A 16,374-nucleotide genomic window follows, 5' to 3' on the forward strand; every position below is an offset into this window, starting at 1 on the left:
AATCTAATTTTTTATAGATTATTGCAATAATAGCTTCCATATGCAGCATAAAACGAAGCGCACACCACTAAATCTTGCTTCCATGTGATTTCATTCGGAGCATGCGCCTGTGCCTCCGCACCTGGCCCAAATCCGATCACCGGTATATTATTTCGTCCCATGATGGAAACGCCATTCGTTGAGAACGTCCATTTATCGACTAAAGGACGTTTTTCTCTCTCTTGAATTGTGCTTGCTGTTCCAAGACGTTTATCTCCATAAAGTGCCTCATATGCCTTAACAGCCGCCTGACAAACTGGATGCTGCTCTGGTAATACCCATGTAGGGAAATAGCAGTCTGTCGGATATGATAAGCCTGTATAAGAAGGCGCATCATATGTATACATGCTTACCTTGACATCCTCACCATATCTCTGAACTGCTGGCAAATTCTTAATTTCTTCGATGCAAGATTGCCATGTTTCGCCAGCTGTCATGCGCCGGTCAAGAGAAATAGCGCAAGCATCTGCCACTGCGCATCGTGAAGGAGAGGAGAAGAATATCTGCGAAACAGTAACGCTTCCCCTGCCAAGGAATCTGGCCTCTTCCCACTCCTTATTATATTTCGGATCCAGCATTCTAGAAAGCCCACGTATGTCCGTAGATTCATCGTATCCATTATTATTTAATGCTCGAATATCCTGGATAATATCGGCCATCTTATAAATCGCGTTATCTCCTCTTTCAGGAGCCGATCCATGGCAGGAAACGCCTTTGACATCCACGCGAATTTCCATTCGGCCTCTCTGTCCACGACAAATACCACCATCTGTAGGTTCAGTAGAAATCACCAGATCTGGAACAACCTTGTCTTCCTTGCAAATATACTCCCAGTTATTTCCTTCACAGTCTTCTTCCTGTACCGAACCAACCACCATCACTTTATACTTTTCATTGAGAAGGTTAAGATCTTTCATTATCTTCGCAGCATATACTGAAGATACGATACCTCCAAGCTGGTCAGATACTCCTCTACCTCCGATTTCCTCGTCATTCTCATAACCTTCATAAGGATCAAATATCCAGTTATCTCTATTTCCGACACCAACAGTATCAATATGACTGTCGAATGCAATCAGTTTCTCACCACTACCCATGTAGCCAATAACATTGCCCTGTGGATCTAATTCCGCTTGATCAAATCCAAGTTTTTTCATCTCTGCAAGGATCGTTTCAGCGTGTTCTTTCTCTGTTCTGGATTCGCCAGGATTTTTAACAATTGCACGCAAAAAGCTTGTCATATCCGGAAGATATTCTTTAGCTGCCTTCTTAATACTTTCGAGGTCTTTCTGCTCCAATATACTCATATTCTCACCTTTCTAATAGAAATGCCGCGGTATATATTCTGTACCGTGGCAAATGCCAGACTTATACGGTATTGCCTTTAATTTAGCTGAAATTGTGACAGATATCTGCATACATTAATGCTGCATCTACCATCATCTGAATATCACAGTACTCGTCCGTAGCATGTGCTTGCTCCATATTACCTGGTCCAAAAATAATCGTAGGAATATGCAGCAATCCTGCCGTAACAACAGCATTTGTACTTGCTCCCATCTGATATAACACTGGATCCTGCTCTTTAATTTCTTTAAACGCACTTATTGCACCCTTAACGAGAGAATGATCCGATGAAATATTCCAAGCTGGTAAAAATGAATGGAACATAAAGTCTGTTTCAGTCCAGCTCTTTCCTGGTATATCCATAAATTTCCAGGATCCCTCTGTTCCTTCCAGTAATCTATTCATTTCCAGGCTGATACTTTCTTCCGATTCTCCATTAGCCAGTCTACGGTCAAGAACGATTGTCGCGTCATTAGGTACAGAATTGTTGGAAGCAGTATTGCAATAAATATTTGTAAGTGCCACCGATCCATTATCTTGACCATCCTGATAATCCAGATCATCCGAAAGTTTCATAATATTACGAATAATATCCGTCATCAAATAAACAGGATTGACTCCATTATTTGGATTACTTGCATGACATGGTGTGCCCTTAACATTGATTTCAATCGAGGTCCTTCCTCTATGGCCAGTTGCTATTTTCAGGCTCGTCGGTTCACAGATGATAACTGCATCTGGTCGAAGATTGTGTTCCTTCAGCATTAACCGAACAGCCTCTCCATCATAATCTTCTTCCATGCAAGATGCAGACACAAGCACTGTAACATCATCTGGAATGCCGATCTCTTTCGCAATATATCCGCCATAAACAGATGCTGCCAGTGCGCACTTCATATCGCATGCGCCTCTACCATAAATCCTGCCATTTTCGATAGCCGCACCAAACGGATCGTGTTCCCACTCGTTTAAATTGTTGACTGTCACCGTATCCATATGCGAATCGAACATCAGAATCTTCGCACCGTTTCCTATACGTCCAAGAACGTTTCCAACACTGTCCACCGTCACTTCATCGTAGCCTAGATCCTTCATCTTCTCTTCAACGAGAAAAGCAACTTCTCTTTCTTGACAAGTAAGGCTCTTTGTCTGAACCAGCTTCTGCGCGAACTTAATGAAATCATCATGAACAGAAGTTTCAATGTTCTTTAAACTCTTTGATATATCTTCATTACTCATTATCATCCTTCCTTTCGGAAACTAAAACATTCCAAACTTCGGATTAGAATGGACCCCACTGAATTACCTGCGCAATAATCATGAATGCTGCAGCAACACATGTCCAGATACCGAATAACGGCAGCATCTTTTTAATCCACTTTTCATATGGCACATGTCCAAGTGCAAGAGTTGCCATAAAATATCCAGAAACCGGATAGAAAATATTAGAGAAGCCATCACCGTACTGCAATGCTAAAACTGCAGTCTGTCTAGTAACACCAACAAGATCTGCTAAAGGAGCCATGATCGGCATCGTAACAACGGTCTGGCCAGATCCTGAAGGGATTAGGAAGTTCATCAGTGTCTGAACGATCAGCATACCAACTGCCGTTACTGCAGAAGGAAGATTCTGCAGAACCATTGCAAGAGAATGAATAATAGTATCTGTTATCTTCGCATCATTCATAATGACAGATACACCTCTTGAAAGACCAACAATAAGTGCGCCTAATAATACCTGCTGACAGCCTTCCATAAACGCGTCACAAATTTCATTACCAGTCATTCCGGCAACAAGGCCGCAGAAAATAGCCATCATGATAAATGTTGCGCCAATTTCCGGCATGTCCCATCCCCAAAGGAATACACCTACAATCATAAGTGCAAACAGAACAAGGAAAATGACTCCGGATAATTTCTGACGAGGAGTCAGATGAACCTCCTTATTAATGGTTTCAGCCATATCTTCACGTAGTTTCAGATCGCTTTCATACACAATAGAAGACTTTGGGTCCTTCTGGACTTTTTTCGCATAAAGCATCACGTATGAAATTCCGCAAATACCCACAACAAGCATCGAGCATAGACGGAATTGCCATCCAGATAAAAGTGGCAGGCCTGCAATCTTCTGTCCGATAATAGTTGTAAACGGGTTTGCAAGGGCAGATGTGAAACCGATACAGGAGCCACAAAGTGCAGTTGCACAGGCCGTCATAGAGTCGAATCCTAATGCAAGCATTAAAGGCAAAATAATCGGCACATATACCATGCAAAGCTCGCACATTCCAATAAAGCAGTCGATTAATGCGAATGTGATCATCAGAATAGGAATGATAATAATTCCTCTCCCTTTCATTTTCTTCGCAATGGCCTGAATAACGCCAGCTACAATTCCACTCTTATTAACAACATAAAATCCACCGCAGACACAAAAAGTTAATACAACAACATATCCAGCTTCTACAAAGCCTTTCGGGAAGGCTTCAAAAAATTCCATAATGGATGTAGGGGTAGAAGCGATTACCTGATAGGAATTAGGATCAATAATCTCTCGCCCTGTAACTGCATCAGCGATACGGGTATATTCTCCTGCAGGAATAATATAACTGAGAACAGCCATAACCAGAATAATTGCGTACAGGATAATAAATATGTGCGGCATTTGAAATTTCTGTTTACTAAGTTTCTTCTCTCCCATCTTTCTATCCTCCAATCAAACTAAAAAGTAACACTTAAATATCGGTGCTATAACAACACTTAAAAGCCTGGATAAAGTCCATCCCAGACAATACGCTTGTAATTAGCTTTATCTGTATCTCCTTCTGTAGAGAAACAAAGAATTTTTGACGTTTCGTCAATTCCTAATTTCTTCTTGAGCTCCCAGAGACTCGGATTACGAAGGAGTTCTGCGACAAATCCTAAAGTAGATGCGCCACTTTCTCCTGAAATCACCCTAGGGTCTCCTGTCAACGGCGCGCCAAGAATTCGCATTCCCTCTGCTGCAACATAATCTGGCATGGAAACGAAATAATCTGCATGATCGCGAAGGACTTCCCATCCTAATGTACATGGCTCACCGCAGCAAAGGCCTGCCATGATAGAATCCATATCGCCTTTTACAAAATGAAGATTGCCATCATCAGCTTCGGCTGTCCGGAAAATGCAATCCGCTTTATTTGGCTCTACAATTGTAATCACTGGACGTTCTTCATCACCATAGAGGTCAGCGAAAAATCCAGTTATACCACCACTCATTGCCCCCACACCCGCCTGAAGGAAAATATGTGTAGGTTTATTATCGCCAAGCTGCTGGATAGCCTCATAAGCCATGGTAGTATAGCCTTGCATAATCCATCTCGGGATTTTTTCATATCCCTCCCATGCAGTATCCTGGACCATCACCCAGCCATACTCATCTGCATTTTTCTTTGCTAAACGAACAGCATCATCGTAATTAAACTCTGTAATTGAGGCATCAGCACCAAGCAACTGAATATTATGAAGTCGCTCTTCAGCACTTCCCTTCGGCATATAAACAACACTCTTCTGATTCAGGCGATTAGCCGTCCAGGCAATACCTCTACCATGATTTCCATCCGTAGCTGTGACAAAAGTGATATTCCCTACTTTTTCTTTTACTTCTGGAGATGTAATTCTCTCAAACGGCATCTCACTTATATCCACTCCGAGCTGATCCGCAATATAACTGCCTATACAATAACTACCGCCCAGAACCTTAAAAGCATTCAGCCCGAAACGATAGCTCTCATCCTTAACATAAATGCTGTTAACACCTAAATCTGCTGCAAGTCCCTTTAAATCCACAAGTGGCGTTGGCTCATACTCAGGAAAGCTTTGATGATACTTAATAACCTTCCTTGCATTCTCCACTCCAAAATCCTTAACAGAAGAAAGGTTATTTAAGCGTCTTTCCTTATGAAAATACTTAATAGACTCCTGCATTATAAATTCCTCCTACATATTTCCACACATTTAGGATACTAGTTGACCGATAAACAGGTCCCTCGGTAACCGGCGGTGGTTTTTCAGTTCTTATTATTCCCTTTTTCATAAGAAAACCTCCAACGAATTAAAATCATTCACGCTTCACGATATCCAGTAGGCAATATATTGCATACTTATTAATACAAGTATATAGGTTTGACTATTTTTTTGCAATATAGAATTAATCAATTATTTATTTTGCACAACGCCAATAATATGATACCATATATGCGATATATCGGATGAAAGGACCATTAATTACTTGGAGGGAAAATATGCCAATTCCAAAAAAAGTATATTCTGCGCCAAAAAGCGCAAAACAAATGATTTATGAATCTCTGAGAGATTGGATTATAGATGGAACACTTGCGCCAGGAGAAAAAATCCTCGATAGTGAAGTAGCAGAACATTTTTCTGTCAGTCGTACTCCTGTACGAGAAGCAATGCAGGTTCTAGCTGATCAGAAACTAATTTCGATTAGCCCAGGACGGGAAAGCCGAGTTACTAATATCGGCGATGTGGATATCATACAAGTTTACAGACTTCTGGCAAATCTACATTCTCTTGCTGTAGATTTCTCATATTCAAAGATAGATAAAGACACGATTCTGCATCTAAAAGAGATTAATAGACAGCTTAGTAATGCAATTCAAGCGAAAGACAATGCCATGAGCCGTGCATCTGACACTGCATTTCACAATATTTTTCTAAATCTTGCTGATAATGATTTCTTATCACGTTTTACAAGCACATTAAGTGCACATGTTGCTCGTGTTGAAAATGTTTATTTCGGCAACATAAGCGACACGAAAGATTCAGTCAAAGAGCATATGAAAATCATCGAAATGTTAGAGCAGCATGATCTCGCAGGGACCAGAGCTGCAATGGAGTATAACTGGTTACACACTGTTGAAATTTATAAGCAAGTTCAAAAGGAATCTACTGAAAATCGTAAGCGCTCAGTGTTAGCTGAGTGCACTAACTTACTATCGTGAGATCTTTGGATTTCCATCCTTGTCTTCGATAGTTGCCTTCGTGTCTATTGCACAGAGTTTCTTCATCTTATCTGACCATGGCATCAGTTCCTCGATGCCCTCGGGCTCATGAACGTAGTCCGGCATGTAAAGGAGCACCGCCTGCAGATATTTGAAGACGCTCAGATTGTTAAGTTTCGCTGTCTGCGCCAGACTGTAGATGATGGCACTGGCTTCGGCACCAGCAGGTGTATCGTGAAAGTAGAAGTTTTTCCGTCCCACTGCATACGGTCTTGCGCCACAGCTCTCGGTGAAGTTGTTTGAAATCGGAATACTGCCGTCCAGGAAATAGTTCTCCATGTACGGTTTCTGATTCTGGGCATACGTCACCGCTTTCCCCAGCAGGCTGGTTTTGCTTGCTGAGATTCGATCTAAGGCATCCCAGATCTGTTTCCAGATCTCGTGCTCCTTAGATGCTTCTCGTCTGATTTTGCGTTCATCCGCGCTTAGATTGATAAACTCACGCTCGATCTCAAACAGCTTCGAGCAGAGATTTACGACCTTTGCGGCAGGTGACCTGGACTTACCACTCTTGCGGTCCTCTGACGGTATTGCGTCATAGAACTTACGCCGGAAATGTGCCAGGCAGCCACATCGGAGGACGCCCTTCGGCAGATGATTGTATCCCTGATACCCATCTGCCCGGAAGTACTTGCCGCTGAACGACTTGTAGAAGTTCTGCGGTACCGCTCCTGCCCGTGAAGAATTGTACTCATAGAGCATGATCGGCGGCAGACCATCGAGATTCGCTGAGCAGTGGATCCACATGTAGGATTTCTGCTGAGCTTTACGGCCATCTTCCTTGAGTACCTGGCACGGAGTTTCATCTGCGCAGGTGACCTCTCGTTCGAGGAGGTGCTCGCCAGTGCGTCATAGAGTGGCTTCATATAATTCTTGCCACAGTAGATGCACCAGTTCGCCAGCGTTGCGTGCTGGATCGACACGCCCATCTGTTTCCATTCCTTTTCCTGCCGGTACAGAGGCATGGAGTTGATGTACTTCTGGTACATCACATACGCAACGGTCGTCGGCGATGCCGGGCTGTGAGGAATCAGTGGAGATGGAACCACGGCACGGGCAAATCCCGCGTATCCAGTCTCTTCGTAGCATTTCTGGCAGCGAACCGTCTCCTGATAGATATTCACGAGACGGATCTGCGCCGGAATGACCTCCAGTTCGGTACGGACTTTCTCCCAGCCAACGCGCTCCATGGTGCTGCCGCATTGTGGGCAGATCTTCGCATCCGGAGCAAGGTGGCACAGAAGGTCTCTCGATGGAAGCTTGTCATAAAGCTCCTTATAAGACGCCTTCTTCTTTTTCTCGCCTTCCTGCTTGCGGATGCAGCCCTTGACGATAGTCTCCTCTGTAGGTTCTTCAGCGTTCGGATCCGCTGCCAGCTCCGCTTCGTTGAAAAGGTCCATCAGCGTCAGCTGCTCAGGGTTATCATAACCAACGTGCTTCTTTTCGGATCGTGAGGCAAAGATCATCCGTTTAAACTCTTCGATGGTCTCCTTGGCCTCAGCAAGTTCCTGACGGAGCTGAGCTGTCTCACGTTCCGTGGCGTTGTGCTCGTCTATGAGGTATTCGATTATTTCGTCTTTGCTTTTATCGCCGAAATCCATAATGCTCATGGTATACGTCCTTTCAAAACTGCTCTGATTATACCGCCGAAAGCACGTATTTTCTAGGGTGCGTGGGCCTTCCCGGAGGATAGCTTTATGCAATTTTTGAAAGTTTGTGCAACATTACCAAGCTCAGAAGTCGTGCTTCTCCCGACTCGGCTGAATGGCATTCGGCTGATCGATGGAAAGGCCATCGAGTAACCAGCGGAACTCCCGTTTCGTAAGGTTGCGAACTTCGGATGCGTGGCGCGGCCACTGAAACCGGAAGTTGTCATTCGCGCCTTTCTCAAGCCGCTTATACAAAAGGCAGAACCCATCCTTTTCGTAATGGAGCGCCTTGATGCGATCGGCACGTCTTCCGCAGAAGAGGGATACAGCATTACTGTACGGATCCAGCTCATAGGTGTCGCGTACGATCGCCATCAGACCATCAATGCTCTTTCTCATATCTATAAGCCACAAACCAGGTAGATGCGGTTTGCGCTGGAGATATCGCCTAGCATCGGCTGTTCAGCATGCTCAGGATACTGGCAACCAGTGCAGTATCTGCCTGGTTGGTCAACTCCAGCGTGCCGCCTTCAAGTGTGATGCGCATCGTCGCTTCAAACGAAGCTGGCAATGGTTCATCGACCATGTGCAAATCCGGATGCATCCGATCCTCTTTGCTGATCGGGAGCTCCGATATATTTATCGGAACAACCTCCTGCTTGTACTTGGGCCTTTCAGCTCTCGCCTGGATCTCACAGGCATGCAGACGTAATCGAGCCAGTGCCCTGTAAAAGGTGCTGCGCGGGATGCCGTTAGATCTGCAGTATTCAAAATCGTTCAAGCCGGATGATCTGGCTGCAAGTATGATTTGATGCCACTCTTCATCAGAGCGGGGATGTGCACGTTTACTCTTCATCAGAGCGGGGATGTGCACGTTTACTCATCATGGGACTTCCTCTCTTCTTAAGTAGAGTAAAATAGTCCCATCGTGGGAAGTGGCAGTGTAGTGAAATGATCCACTACTGTGAATGCCAGCAGGAAGACTGAGACTAAAATACTCTCGTTTTCCACGATTATGGCACATTCAAAAGTGTTAAACTAGCCGCACTGACACTGAGCGCTTACCTTACGTTTTGAGATACATTCATATTACATTTATTTGTATTATATTTTAAGCTTATTTGTATTTTTTGTTCTTTGTTACAATATATATCAATCCTTTTTATGCACCGTGCACAGATCCCTCCTCCACGTGGATTGAAGCAGCTGTGCTCTGCTTTTGTCAATCTGCCTTCAGCTTTCCTCCACCTGTCGTATCTTTGCGATGCGAAGCTCCTTCTGTCTCAGCTCATAGCGGTCCAGATCGCTCAGGGCGAGCTGCTGCTTGCTGCGCTTCACGAAGCGATCATAATACTTTGTCACTGTACAGAGCATCAGTACCTGCAGCACGCCCAGCTGGCACAGCGCAGTCGCAGTAATATTCATTGCATTTCCGCCCGTGCGCGCAGGCGTATATAAAATACAGTCCGCATAGCGCCCCATCAGGGACTCCCGCATAGACGTAATCAGAATGACAGCCGCGCCGCCCTGTCTGGCCAGCATCACGGAATCTGCGCTGCTTTTTGCCTGTCCGTCATAGCTGATCACGATCAGCACATCCTTTTTCCCCAGCGTCGCCGCTGTCCGAAGCTGCAGCAGTCCATCCGAGACAACAAAAGCGTTAAAGCCCATGGACATGAGCAGTCCCACCCCTGCCTGCACAATGCCCCCCGCACTTCCGTTTCCGCACAGCATGATGCGATCCGCATTTCCCATGAGCTCCACTGCGCGTTCCAATGCCTCATTGTCCATGTCCATGAGGCAGCGGTGCAGAGAGTTTTCACTGAACTGCAGGGCCTTCTGCTTGATCACATTGATGCTGTCATTGCGGGTGATGCCGATGTCCTGGCTCAGCGAGACCGCCTGCTGCTGCATATGAAACTTCATATCAGCAAGTCCCTCATAGCCGATCAGCTGGCAAAAGCGCGTCACTGTAGCGACACTCGTCCCGATCTTCTCCGCCATCTCATAGATACTCATCTCCGTCACTGCGCGCTCATCATTCAGAAGAAATTCCGCGATCCGCGACTGCGACGCGTTGAATTTCATCCGGTACATCGCGATGCGGGAGGCGAGCTCGCTCTGTCCCTCAATAATAGCCCTGTCTTCCTGCCGCTCTCTCATGCTTTCTCCGCCCCTTTCTGCTCTTTCAGAATCAGGAATGTACATCCGGTTTTCCCATAAAACCAGACAGAGATCCGGGAAAGCTCCCGAATCTCTCAGCTCAATCCTATTTTATTATTATACAGAAACACCTGCCTCTGTGAAACCGTGTTTTCTTACATTGTTTCACTATTTTTTTGTGTTATATTTCCAACGCAAGTTCTGCTCACCGCTCCGGCAGCTCCTGAAGTCTTTGGTAAACCAGCTTTCCCAGCAGCTCATATCCTCTGCTGTTGAAGTGCAGACCGTCATACAGAAGACTCTCCGGCATCCTGCCCTTCTGCATATCCGCGCAATCCGCCTCCGTCGGTTCCATCTCAGCATCTGCAAGTCCCTGCGTGCTCATATAGGCACGCAGATTCACAAAATGCGCTCCAAAGCGCTCCTGAAACTGCTCCTCTGCCTCCCGCATCTCCGCTGCCGACCCGAGATGCAGCCCCAGAATGAGGTAGCGCCCCGCCGGATCCCTGTAGAAGCGCCTCAGCGTCTCGTGCTGAAGCAGCAGCTCCTCCAGCGTCTCGTACTGCCCGTTCGCCCCCATCAGAATCACCGGAATATAGTCCCTGTAAGCCCAGGCTGCCCGCGGAATGAGCTGCGTCCCTGCCGGAAAATACAGCGGAGCCTCCGCGTCGCTGCCCTCAGAGGACGCGGGTAATGCTGCCGTCCCACCGCTCTCTACCCGTCCGTCGGCCTTTTCCCGTCTCTCCATCGCCGCTCTCACCCGCTCCAGCCGAAAGCAGAGCCGCTCCCCGAAGAAGTATCCTCCCTCACGGCTGAGACTTCCCTCTGCGACGCGTCCGTCTTCCGCCGTAAGCCGCACGCGCTCCAGTCCGGCATTCCCATAGACCAGAGGGCAGATCTCAGGCGTTATCGGAGAGTGAAGCTTAAGCTCCGCCGGATAGCCGTCCTGCCGCAGGATAAGCGACTCTGACAGACAAAAGGGCAGAGCTCCCGTGCGCCCCAGTATCGTGATGCTGTCCTCTCCGTTGACTCCGAGATTCACAACCTCTGTCAGTGAATCTCCCCCAGTCCGCAGACAGGATTCCAGTACCTTCGGATAGCTGCTGCCGCCCCCGCCAAAGCCCGCGGTGAGACTGTCTCCGATGCAGACGATCCCCCTACAGTTTTCAATCTGAGACCGTTCTCCCATCTGTGCCTCCATCTCTGCCGAGCCCTGTTCTCTGACCCGGATCAGCCAAACACCAAAAAGCAGCTCTTCTGTATTCTCGCTGCCCCTCCCTGACCCACGGTTTCTTCGGGAGTAGTGCCTCTGCACGCACTTGCCGCGCCTTCCCGGCTGTGCTAAAATTCACGAAACGGAAATCGCTCCGCCGCAACCCGGCACCTTTTCAGAATCGAGGCAGCAATGCAGAACAGGCTTCAAAACACAAGGGGCTCTGCCCCGGATACAGCGCTCTCAAAACAGCACATCTTCCTCATCGGCTTCATGGCTGTCGGCAAGACCACCCTCGCAGCAGAGCTTTCCTCCCGGCTGAACCGTCCCCGCGTCGACACTGACGAGCTGGTGGTTCAGAATGCCGGCATGGATATCCCCAATATTTTCAGACATTTTGGCGAGGCACACTTTCGCAGACTGGAGCACAGTGCGCTCGCCGCGCTGGCAAAAGCCACCCCCTCTGTGGTCTCCTGCGGCGGCGGCATAGTCCTGCTGCCTGAAAATGTGGCGCTGATGCGCAGTCTTGGCATCGTGGTGAGACTCACAGCGACAGCAGAAACCATCTGGAAACGCAGCTGCGAAAGCTCTGACCGTCCCCTGCTGCCCGCTTCCACCGGAGTTGAGCGTCTCGCCTCCATCAAAACCATGCTTGCGGAGCGGGAAGAGCAATATCGTGCCGCCGCAGAGCTTGCGATCACCACCGATGACCGCAGCGCCGGGGACATCTGTGCAGAGATCCTCTCACGCTGCACAGAGCTGACCGTGCAAAAGGCAAGCTCTTCTCAGCTCAAAGCTTGAAGTATTCCCGTATTCCCTCTCTCCGGCCGAGCACCAGAACAGTCTCTCCCTCAGAAAAGACTGTATCCGGGCTGATCTCCATGCTGAGCGCCCCGTCCTGCTTCCGCGCCAGTATATTCAGCTTCAGGTTCTTTCGTATATTCAGCTCTCCAATGCTTCTTCCGATCCAGCTCTCCGGAACCTCCACTTCAAAAATCGCGTAGTCCTGATCTACCGGAATATAATCAAAAATATGATCCGCGCTGTAGCGGACGGCGGTCCAGTTCGCGAGCTGCTCCTCCGGGAAGACCACCTCATCCGCGCCGTTCCTCTTCAGAAACTTCGCGTGCACTGCACTGGCCGCCCGGGACACAACCTGCTTCGCTCCGAGCTCCTTTAAGAGCGAGGTCGCCTCCAGTGAATTCTGAAAGTCGTCCCCGATGCTGACAATACAGAGATCAAAGTTCGGAATCCCCAGTGATTCCAGAAAATTGCGGTTGGTACAGTCCCCAATCTGTCCGTTTGTCGCGCAGTGCATTGCTGCATCCACGCGCTCCTCAACCTTATCCACCACCATGATCTGGTGACCCATCTCCCGAAGCTTCTCTGCGACCCGCGCTCCAAAGCGCCCCAGGCCGATTACAAGCACAGATTTCATCCCGTTTTCCTTCCCCGGCCTGAGGCCGTTTGTTTTCTCTGCTGATTTTTATCTGTGGCAGATATTCCCGCCCCATGCAGCGCAGGCTCTGCTCCATGGCGGGGCTCTTTCCCTTACCCGACCGGAATCGCCTCCTCTGGCATACGGCCGCTTCCGTTCCTCTGCCTGGCAACCGTCGCGAAGATCAGCGTGAGCCCTCCTACCCGCCCCATGTACATCAGCACGATGAGTATCACCCGTGAGGTCGCAGAGAGCGTCGGCGTGAGCCCCATGCTGAGCCCGACTGTGCCGATGGCGGAGGCCGTCTCAAACATACATAGCTTTAAGGGGACCGCCTCAATTCCACACAGCAGAAAAGAGCCGCAGAGAAAGAGAAAGAGATACATCAGCAGCAGCGCAGCCGCATCGCGTACACCTGCGTCTGAAACGCGCCGCCCGTAGAGCACCGTATCCTTCCTCTGCCGGAATACAGAGAGCGCTGAAGAGATGAGTACGATCAGCGTCGTCACCTTCATACCGCCCGCTGTGGAGCCCGGCGCGCCGCCGATCAGCATGAGACATATCGTCAGCGCCACTCCTGTGTCGCTCATCGCGCTGTAGTCTGCGGTATTAAAGCCTGCCGTGCGCGGCGTCACCGCCTGAAAGGCGGAGAGCAGCAGACGGGCGCGAAGCGGAAGCCCCCGAAATTCCACAAGGAAGAAGTAGCAAAAGGGCAAAAGAAGCAGCAGCGCAGTGGTACTGAGTATCGCCTTGCTCTGAAGGCGATACTCCCGGAAGCGCAGCCTGTGCTCTGCGATATCCTTCCATGTGAGGAAACCCAGTCCGCCTATGACGATCATCAGCATCACAGCCGCATTCAGCATGAGATCCTCAGAAAAATAAGTGAGGGAGGAGAACTGCTCTCTCACTCCCATGAGATCGAAGCCCGCATTGCAGAAACCGGAGACTGCGTGAAAGAACGCATACCAGCTGCCGCGCGCCGCTCCGAACACGGCCGCAAAGGAGGGCAGCATGAGCAGCGCTCCGATGAGCTCCAGAAGCAGCGTGCTGCACAAAATGAAGCGTGTCAGACGGATAATCCCCTGCACATGGGGCGCCGCAATGGAATCCTGCATGACGCTTCGCTGCATAAGACCGATCTTTTTTCCTGAGATCAGCGCAAGAAGCACCGCAATTGTGACAACACCGAGACCGCCGATCTGGATCAGCAAAAGAATGACCCCCTGCCCGAAGGCTGTCCAGCAGGACGCTGTGTCGTAGACAACCAGCCCCGTCACGCAGGTGGCGGAGGTCGCTGTGAAGAGTGCATCCAGAAAGCTCACCGAATACGGCTCCCGGGATGCAACCGGCAGCATAAGGAGCAGCGCCCCCGTCAGTATCATCGCAGCAAAACCGAGCAGTATGAGCTGTGCCGACTGAAGGCGCTGCAATTTCTGTAGTAAAAACCTGTGCATGAATCCTGCCTCCCTAGCTGTGTATTCTTATTCTCCGTAAAACACCTTCACGAGAGGCGAATCCTTGTCCAGAATCAAAGTTTTGTTGCCGTTCTTCATCGAAGTCTTAGCCGCATCCAGCGCGCGCACAAAGCTGTAGAATTCCGCGCGCCCGGCATCATTGTAAGCGCCGGAAAGGATCTGCATATACTGCGCCTCTCCCTCCGCATGAAGGATTTCTGCCTTCTTCTGTGCCTCAGACCTCATGACAGAGACCTCACGATCCGTATTGTTCCGGATCTTCTGCGCCTCAGAATTGCCCTGTGCCGTGTAGGAGGCTGCAATATTATTCCGCTCGGATATCATGCGGTCGTAGACAGCCTGTTTATTGTCGTCCGGCATATCAAGGGACTTCGTCTCCACCGCCAGCACCTCAATGCCATATCCCTCCAGAGAGTTTCCGAGATTCTGCGTGATATCCTGCGCGAGCTTCCCGTTGCGGTTCTCGATGATCGCCGCCTGATCCATATTGGAGATCACGCCCTTCAGGGAGGAGAAGACAGAGGCTGCGATTCTGGACTGTGCCTGCGCAAGCTGGCCATTCAGATAGCGGGTGAATTTCACCGGATCACTGATATGCCATATGACAAAGGCATCTGCAATCATCGTCTTCTTATCCTTGGTGATGACATCCGACTTCGGGATATCGTAGAGCTGAATCGCCTTCGGCAGCGCATCCGCCGTCTGAATAAAAGGAAGCTTGAAGGAGACACCGGGAGTCTCGTCCACACGGACAATCTCCCCGAACTGCCGGATCATCTTATACTCGTTCGGATAGGTCACAACAACAGAGCCCGCCGCTGCAAAGAGCAGAAGAAAAGAAAACAGCAGAACTGTCGTTTTTTTCATATTTTTCATCTTTCCGCTCCTCTCACTGTCCTGACTCTGCACTGCCCGCGTTACTTCCTTTTGCCGCTTCTCCCGACGCCTCTGCCGCCACTCCCATGGGTGCGGAGAAGCTGTCCAGCGGAAGCATGGTCGTCGCACCGCCATCCGTCACATAGACTCTGAGCTCCGGAAGGATATCCTCCATCGCCTCATAAAACATGCGTTGTCTCGTGATCAGCGGATATTTCTGATACTCCGCATACATCTGTTCAAAACGAGCCGCCTGTCCCTCCGCCTCATTGATGCGGGCGAGCTTCTCCGCCTCTGCCTTTTTGATGATCTGGTCACAGCTGGCCTCTGCCTGCGGAATCTTCTCGTTTCTGTCCTTATTCGCGTTATTGACCGCGGTCTCCTTGCCCTGCTTTGCGTTCTCCACGTTCTTAAAAGCGCTCAGCACCTCCTCTGTCGGGGGGAAGGCATCCTGAATTGTGATATTGACCACTGCGAGGCCGATATCCTCCCCAATCATGCGGTTTGTGAGCTTCTCCTTGATCTCCGACTGGATCGCAGCCTTGCCGGTGGTGATGACATCATCCACATTGTAGATTCCCACGGTATCACGGATATAGGACTGCGCAAGCATCTTTAGAGTAGACTCCGGATCCTCCGCAGCGTAGAGATACTTCACCGGATCGCTGACCATGTATTCCAGATAAAAGTCCGTATTGACAAAATTGAAATCCTTGGTGATCATGATCGCTTCCTCGGAGATGGCCTGACTGGTCTCCGGAACATAGCCGATCGGCATTCCCTTGATCACCTTGGACACCTTCCTGAGCTGCTGTACCAGCGGAAGCTTGAAGTGCAGTCCCGCCTGGGTCACTGCCGTCGGGCTTCCGAGTGTCGTGATAACCGCGTAGTTGTCCTCCTCCAGGAGATACCAGCAGCTGTTTGCAAGCGAGAGCGCCAGAGCGATCAGCGCCACGGGCAGAAGGCGCTTAATCCCCGGAAGCTTTAGCTTCTGCCGCTCCTTCATGGGTTCCGGGTTGATGTTCCCGGTATCCATCCCCTGATGCCGCCCTCTCTGCTGGGCCTCTCTGATTGTCTGCTCCATCCTGTCCAAAAACGGGTTTCTCAAAGGCTC

General features: G+C 49.2%; 15 protein-coding genes and 1 pseudogene. 2 read left to right on the forward strand and 14 right to left on the reverse strand.

Going from position 1 to position 16,374, the window contains the following annotated elements:
* Positions 1–11 precede the first annotated feature (11 nt).
* From J2S20_RS04515 to dpaL, 4 genes are all read right to left on the reverse strand, one after another.
* Positions 12–1,346, reverse strand: a complete 1,335-nt coding sequence (locus J2S20_RS04515; RefSeq protein ID WP_106611166.1) for a YgeY family selenium metabolism-linked hydrolase — start codon at positions 1,344–1,346, stop codon at positions 12–14.
* A gap of 82 nt (positions 1,347–1,428) precedes the next feature.
* Positions 1,429–2,625, reverse strand: coding sequence for a YgeY family selenium metabolism-linked hydrolase (locus J2S20_RS04520; protein WP_106611165.1), 1,197 nt, complete (start codon positions 2,623–2,625; stop codon positions 1,429–1,431).
* A gap of 43 nt (positions 2,626–2,668) precedes the next feature.
* Positions 2,669–4,084, reverse strand: coding sequence for a YfcC family protein (locus J2S20_RS04525; RefSeq protein WP_106611164.1), 1,416 nt, complete (start codon positions 4,082–4,084; stop codon positions 2,669–2,671).
* A gap of 59 nt (positions 4,085–4,143) precedes the next feature.
* Positions 4,144–5,349 (reverse strand): diaminopropionate ammonia-lyase, encoded by a 1,206-nt coding sequence (gene dpaL, locus J2S20_RS04530; RefSeq protein WP_106611163.1) that lies wholly within the window; start codon positions 5,347–5,349, stop codon positions 4,144–4,146.
* Between the two features lie 317 nt (positions 5,350–5,666).
* Here dpaL and J2S20_RS04535 point away from each other — a divergent pair, with 317 nt between their 5' ends.
* The gene (locus tag J2S20_RS04535; RefSeq protein ID WP_170065334.1) at positions 5,667–6,386 is read left to right on the forward strand and encodes a GntR family transcriptional regulator; all 720 of its coding nucleotides are present in this window, start codon (positions 5,667–5,669) and stop codon (positions 6,384–6,386) included.
* On the opposite strand, the gene J2S20_RS04540 is transcribed toward J2S20_RS04535, so the two are convergent.
* The 6 genes and pseudogenes from J2S20_RS04540 to J2S20_RS04570 form a co-directional block, all read right to left on the reverse strand.
* Positions 6,378–6,590, reverse strand: a complete 213-nt coding sequence (locus J2S20_RS04540; RefSeq protein WP_307253781.1) for a transposase domain-containing protein — start codon at positions 6,588–6,590, stop codon at positions 6,378–6,380. The two genes, J2S20_RS04535 and J2S20_RS04540, sit on opposite strands and share 9 nt — an antisense overlap.
* A pseudogene (tnpC, locus tag J2S20_RS12320) lies at positions 6,579–8,056 on the reverse strand (IS66 family transposase); the annotation flags it as partial. The gene J2S20_RS04540 and the pseudogene tnpC, both read right to left, overlap by 12 nt.
* A 123-nt stretch (positions 8,057–8,179) precedes the next feature.
* Positions 8,180–8,509 carry an IS66 family insertion sequence element accessory protein TnpB gene (gene tnpB / locus J2S20_RS04555; RefSeq protein ID WP_106611159.1) on the reverse strand — a complete coding sequence of 110 codons (330 nt, stop codon included), beginning with the start codon at positions 8,507–8,509 and terminating at the stop codon, positions 8,180–8,182.
* A 34-nt stretch (positions 8,510–8,543) separates the two neighbouring features.
* Positions 8,544–8,951: an IS66 family insertion sequence element accessory protein TnpA gene (tnpA, locus tag J2S20_RS04560; protein WP_146137110.1), complete on the reverse strand. Its 408-nt coding sequence runs from the start codon at positions 8,949–8,951 to the stop codon at positions 8,544–8,546.
* Positions 8,952–9,328: 377 nt separating this feature from the next.
* The gene (locus J2S20_RS04565; protein WP_170065332.1) at positions 9,329–10,258 is read right to left on the reverse strand and encodes a MurR/RpiR family transcriptional regulator; all 930 of its coding nucleotides are present in this window, start codon (positions 10,256–10,258) and stop codon (positions 9,329–9,331) included.
* Positions 10,259–10,463: 205 nt separating this feature from the next.
* Positions 10,464–11,447, reverse strand: a complete 984-nt coding sequence (locus tag J2S20_RS04570) for an SGNH/GDSL hydrolase family protein (RefSeq protein ID WP_307253670.1) — start codon at positions 11,445–11,447, stop codon at positions 10,464–10,466.
* A gap of 216 nt (positions 11,448–11,663) precedes the next feature.
* Between J2S20_RS04570 and J2S20_RS04575 the strand changes: the two genes are divergently transcribed.
* Positions 11,664–12,272 carry a shikimate kinase gene (locus J2S20_RS04575; protein ID WP_106611155.1) on the forward strand — a complete coding sequence of 203 codons (609 nt, stop codon included), beginning with the start codon at positions 11,664–11,666 and terminating at the stop codon, positions 12,270–12,272.
* On the opposite strand, the gene J2S20_RS04580 is transcribed toward J2S20_RS04575, so the two are convergent.
* The 4 genes from J2S20_RS04580 to hflK all read right to left on the reverse strand — a co-directional run bounded on the left by J2S20_RS04580 (position 12,262) and on the right by hflK (position 16,344).
* Positions 12,262–12,909, reverse strand: a complete 648-nt coding sequence (locus J2S20_RS04580; protein WP_307253675.1) for a potassium channel family protein — start codon at positions 12,907–12,909, stop codon at positions 12,262–12,264. The genes J2S20_RS04575 and J2S20_RS04580 overlap by 11 nt on opposite strands.
* A 113-nt stretch (positions 12,910–13,022) precedes the next feature.
* Positions 13,023–14,363, reverse strand: a complete 1,341-nt coding sequence (locus J2S20_RS04585; RefSeq protein ID WP_211292105.1) for a TrkH family potassium uptake protein — start codon at positions 14,361–14,363, stop codon at positions 13,023–13,025.
* Between the two features lie 27 nt (positions 14,364–14,390).
* Positions 14,391–15,251, reverse strand: coding sequence for a protease modulator HflC (gene hflC / locus J2S20_RS04590; protein ID WP_416388993.1), 861 nt, complete (start codon positions 15,249–15,251; stop codon positions 14,391–14,393).
* 22 nt (positions 15,252–15,273) lie between these two features.
* Positions 15,274–16,344 carry an FtsH protease activity modulator HflK gene (gene hflK, locus J2S20_RS04595; protein ID WP_242934020.1) on the reverse strand — a complete coding sequence of 357 codons (1,071 nt, stop codon included), beginning with the start codon at positions 16,342–16,344 and terminating at the stop codon, positions 15,274–15,276.
* Between the last annotated feature and the right edge of the window lie 30 nt (positions 16,345–16,374).

The organism is Moryella indoligenes, from assembly GCF_030812885.1.
In the GTDB taxonomy this organism is placed as follows: Bacteria; Bacillota; Clostridia; order Lachnospirales; family Lachnospiraceae; genus Moryella; species Moryella indoligenes.

Coding starts and splice junctions, on each gene's coding strand:
- J2S20_RS04515 (WP_106611166.1), bottom strand. CDS start 1,346: ATGAGTATATTGGAGCAGAAAGACCTCGAAAGTATTAAGAAGGCAGCT.
- J2S20_RS04520 (WP_106611165.1), bottom strand. CDS start 2,625: ATGAGTAATGAAGATATATCAAAGAGTTTAAAGAACATTGAAACTTCT.
- J2S20_RS04525 (WP_106611164.1), bottom strand. CDS start 4,084: ATGGGAGAGAAGAAACTTAGTAAACAGAAATTTCAAATGCCGCACATA.
- dpaL (WP_106611163.1), bottom strand. CDS start 5,349: ATGCAGGAGTCTATTAAGTATTTTCATAAGGAAAGACGCTTAAATAAC.
- J2S20_RS04535 (WP_170065334.1), top strand. CDS start 5,667: ATGCCAATTCCAAAAAAAGTATATTCTGCGCCAAAAAGCGCAAAACAA.
- tnpA (WP_146137110.1), bottom strand. CDS start 8,951: ATGAAGAGTAAACGTGCACATCCCCGCTCTGATGAAGAGTGGCATCAA.
- J2S20_RS04565 (WP_170065332.1), bottom strand. CDS start 10,258: ATGAGAGAGCGGCAGGAAGACAGGGCTATTATTGAGGGACAGAGCGAG.
- J2S20_RS04570 (WP_307253670.1), bottom strand. CDS start 11,447: ATGGGAGAACGGTCTCAGATTGAAAACTGTAGGGGGATCGTCTGCATC.
- J2S20_RS04575 (WP_106611155.1), top strand. CDS start 11,664: ATGCAGAACAGGCTTCAAAACACAAGGGGCTCTGCCCCGGATACAGCG.
- J2S20_RS04580 (WP_307253675.1), bottom strand. CDS start 12,909: ATGAAATCTGTGCTTGTAATCGGCCTGGGGCGCTTTGGAGCGCGGGTC.
- J2S20_RS04585 (WP_211292105.1), bottom strand. CDS start 14,363: ATGCACAGGTTTTTACTACAGAAATTGCAGCGCCTTCAGTCGGCACAG.
- hflC (WP_416388993.1), bottom strand. CDS start 15,251: ATGAAAAAAACGACAGTTCTGCTGTTTTCTTTTCTTCTGCTCTTTGCA.
- hflK (WP_242934020.1), bottom strand. CDS start 16,344: ATGGAGCAGACAATCAGAGAGGCCCAGCAGAGAGGGCGGCATCAGGGG.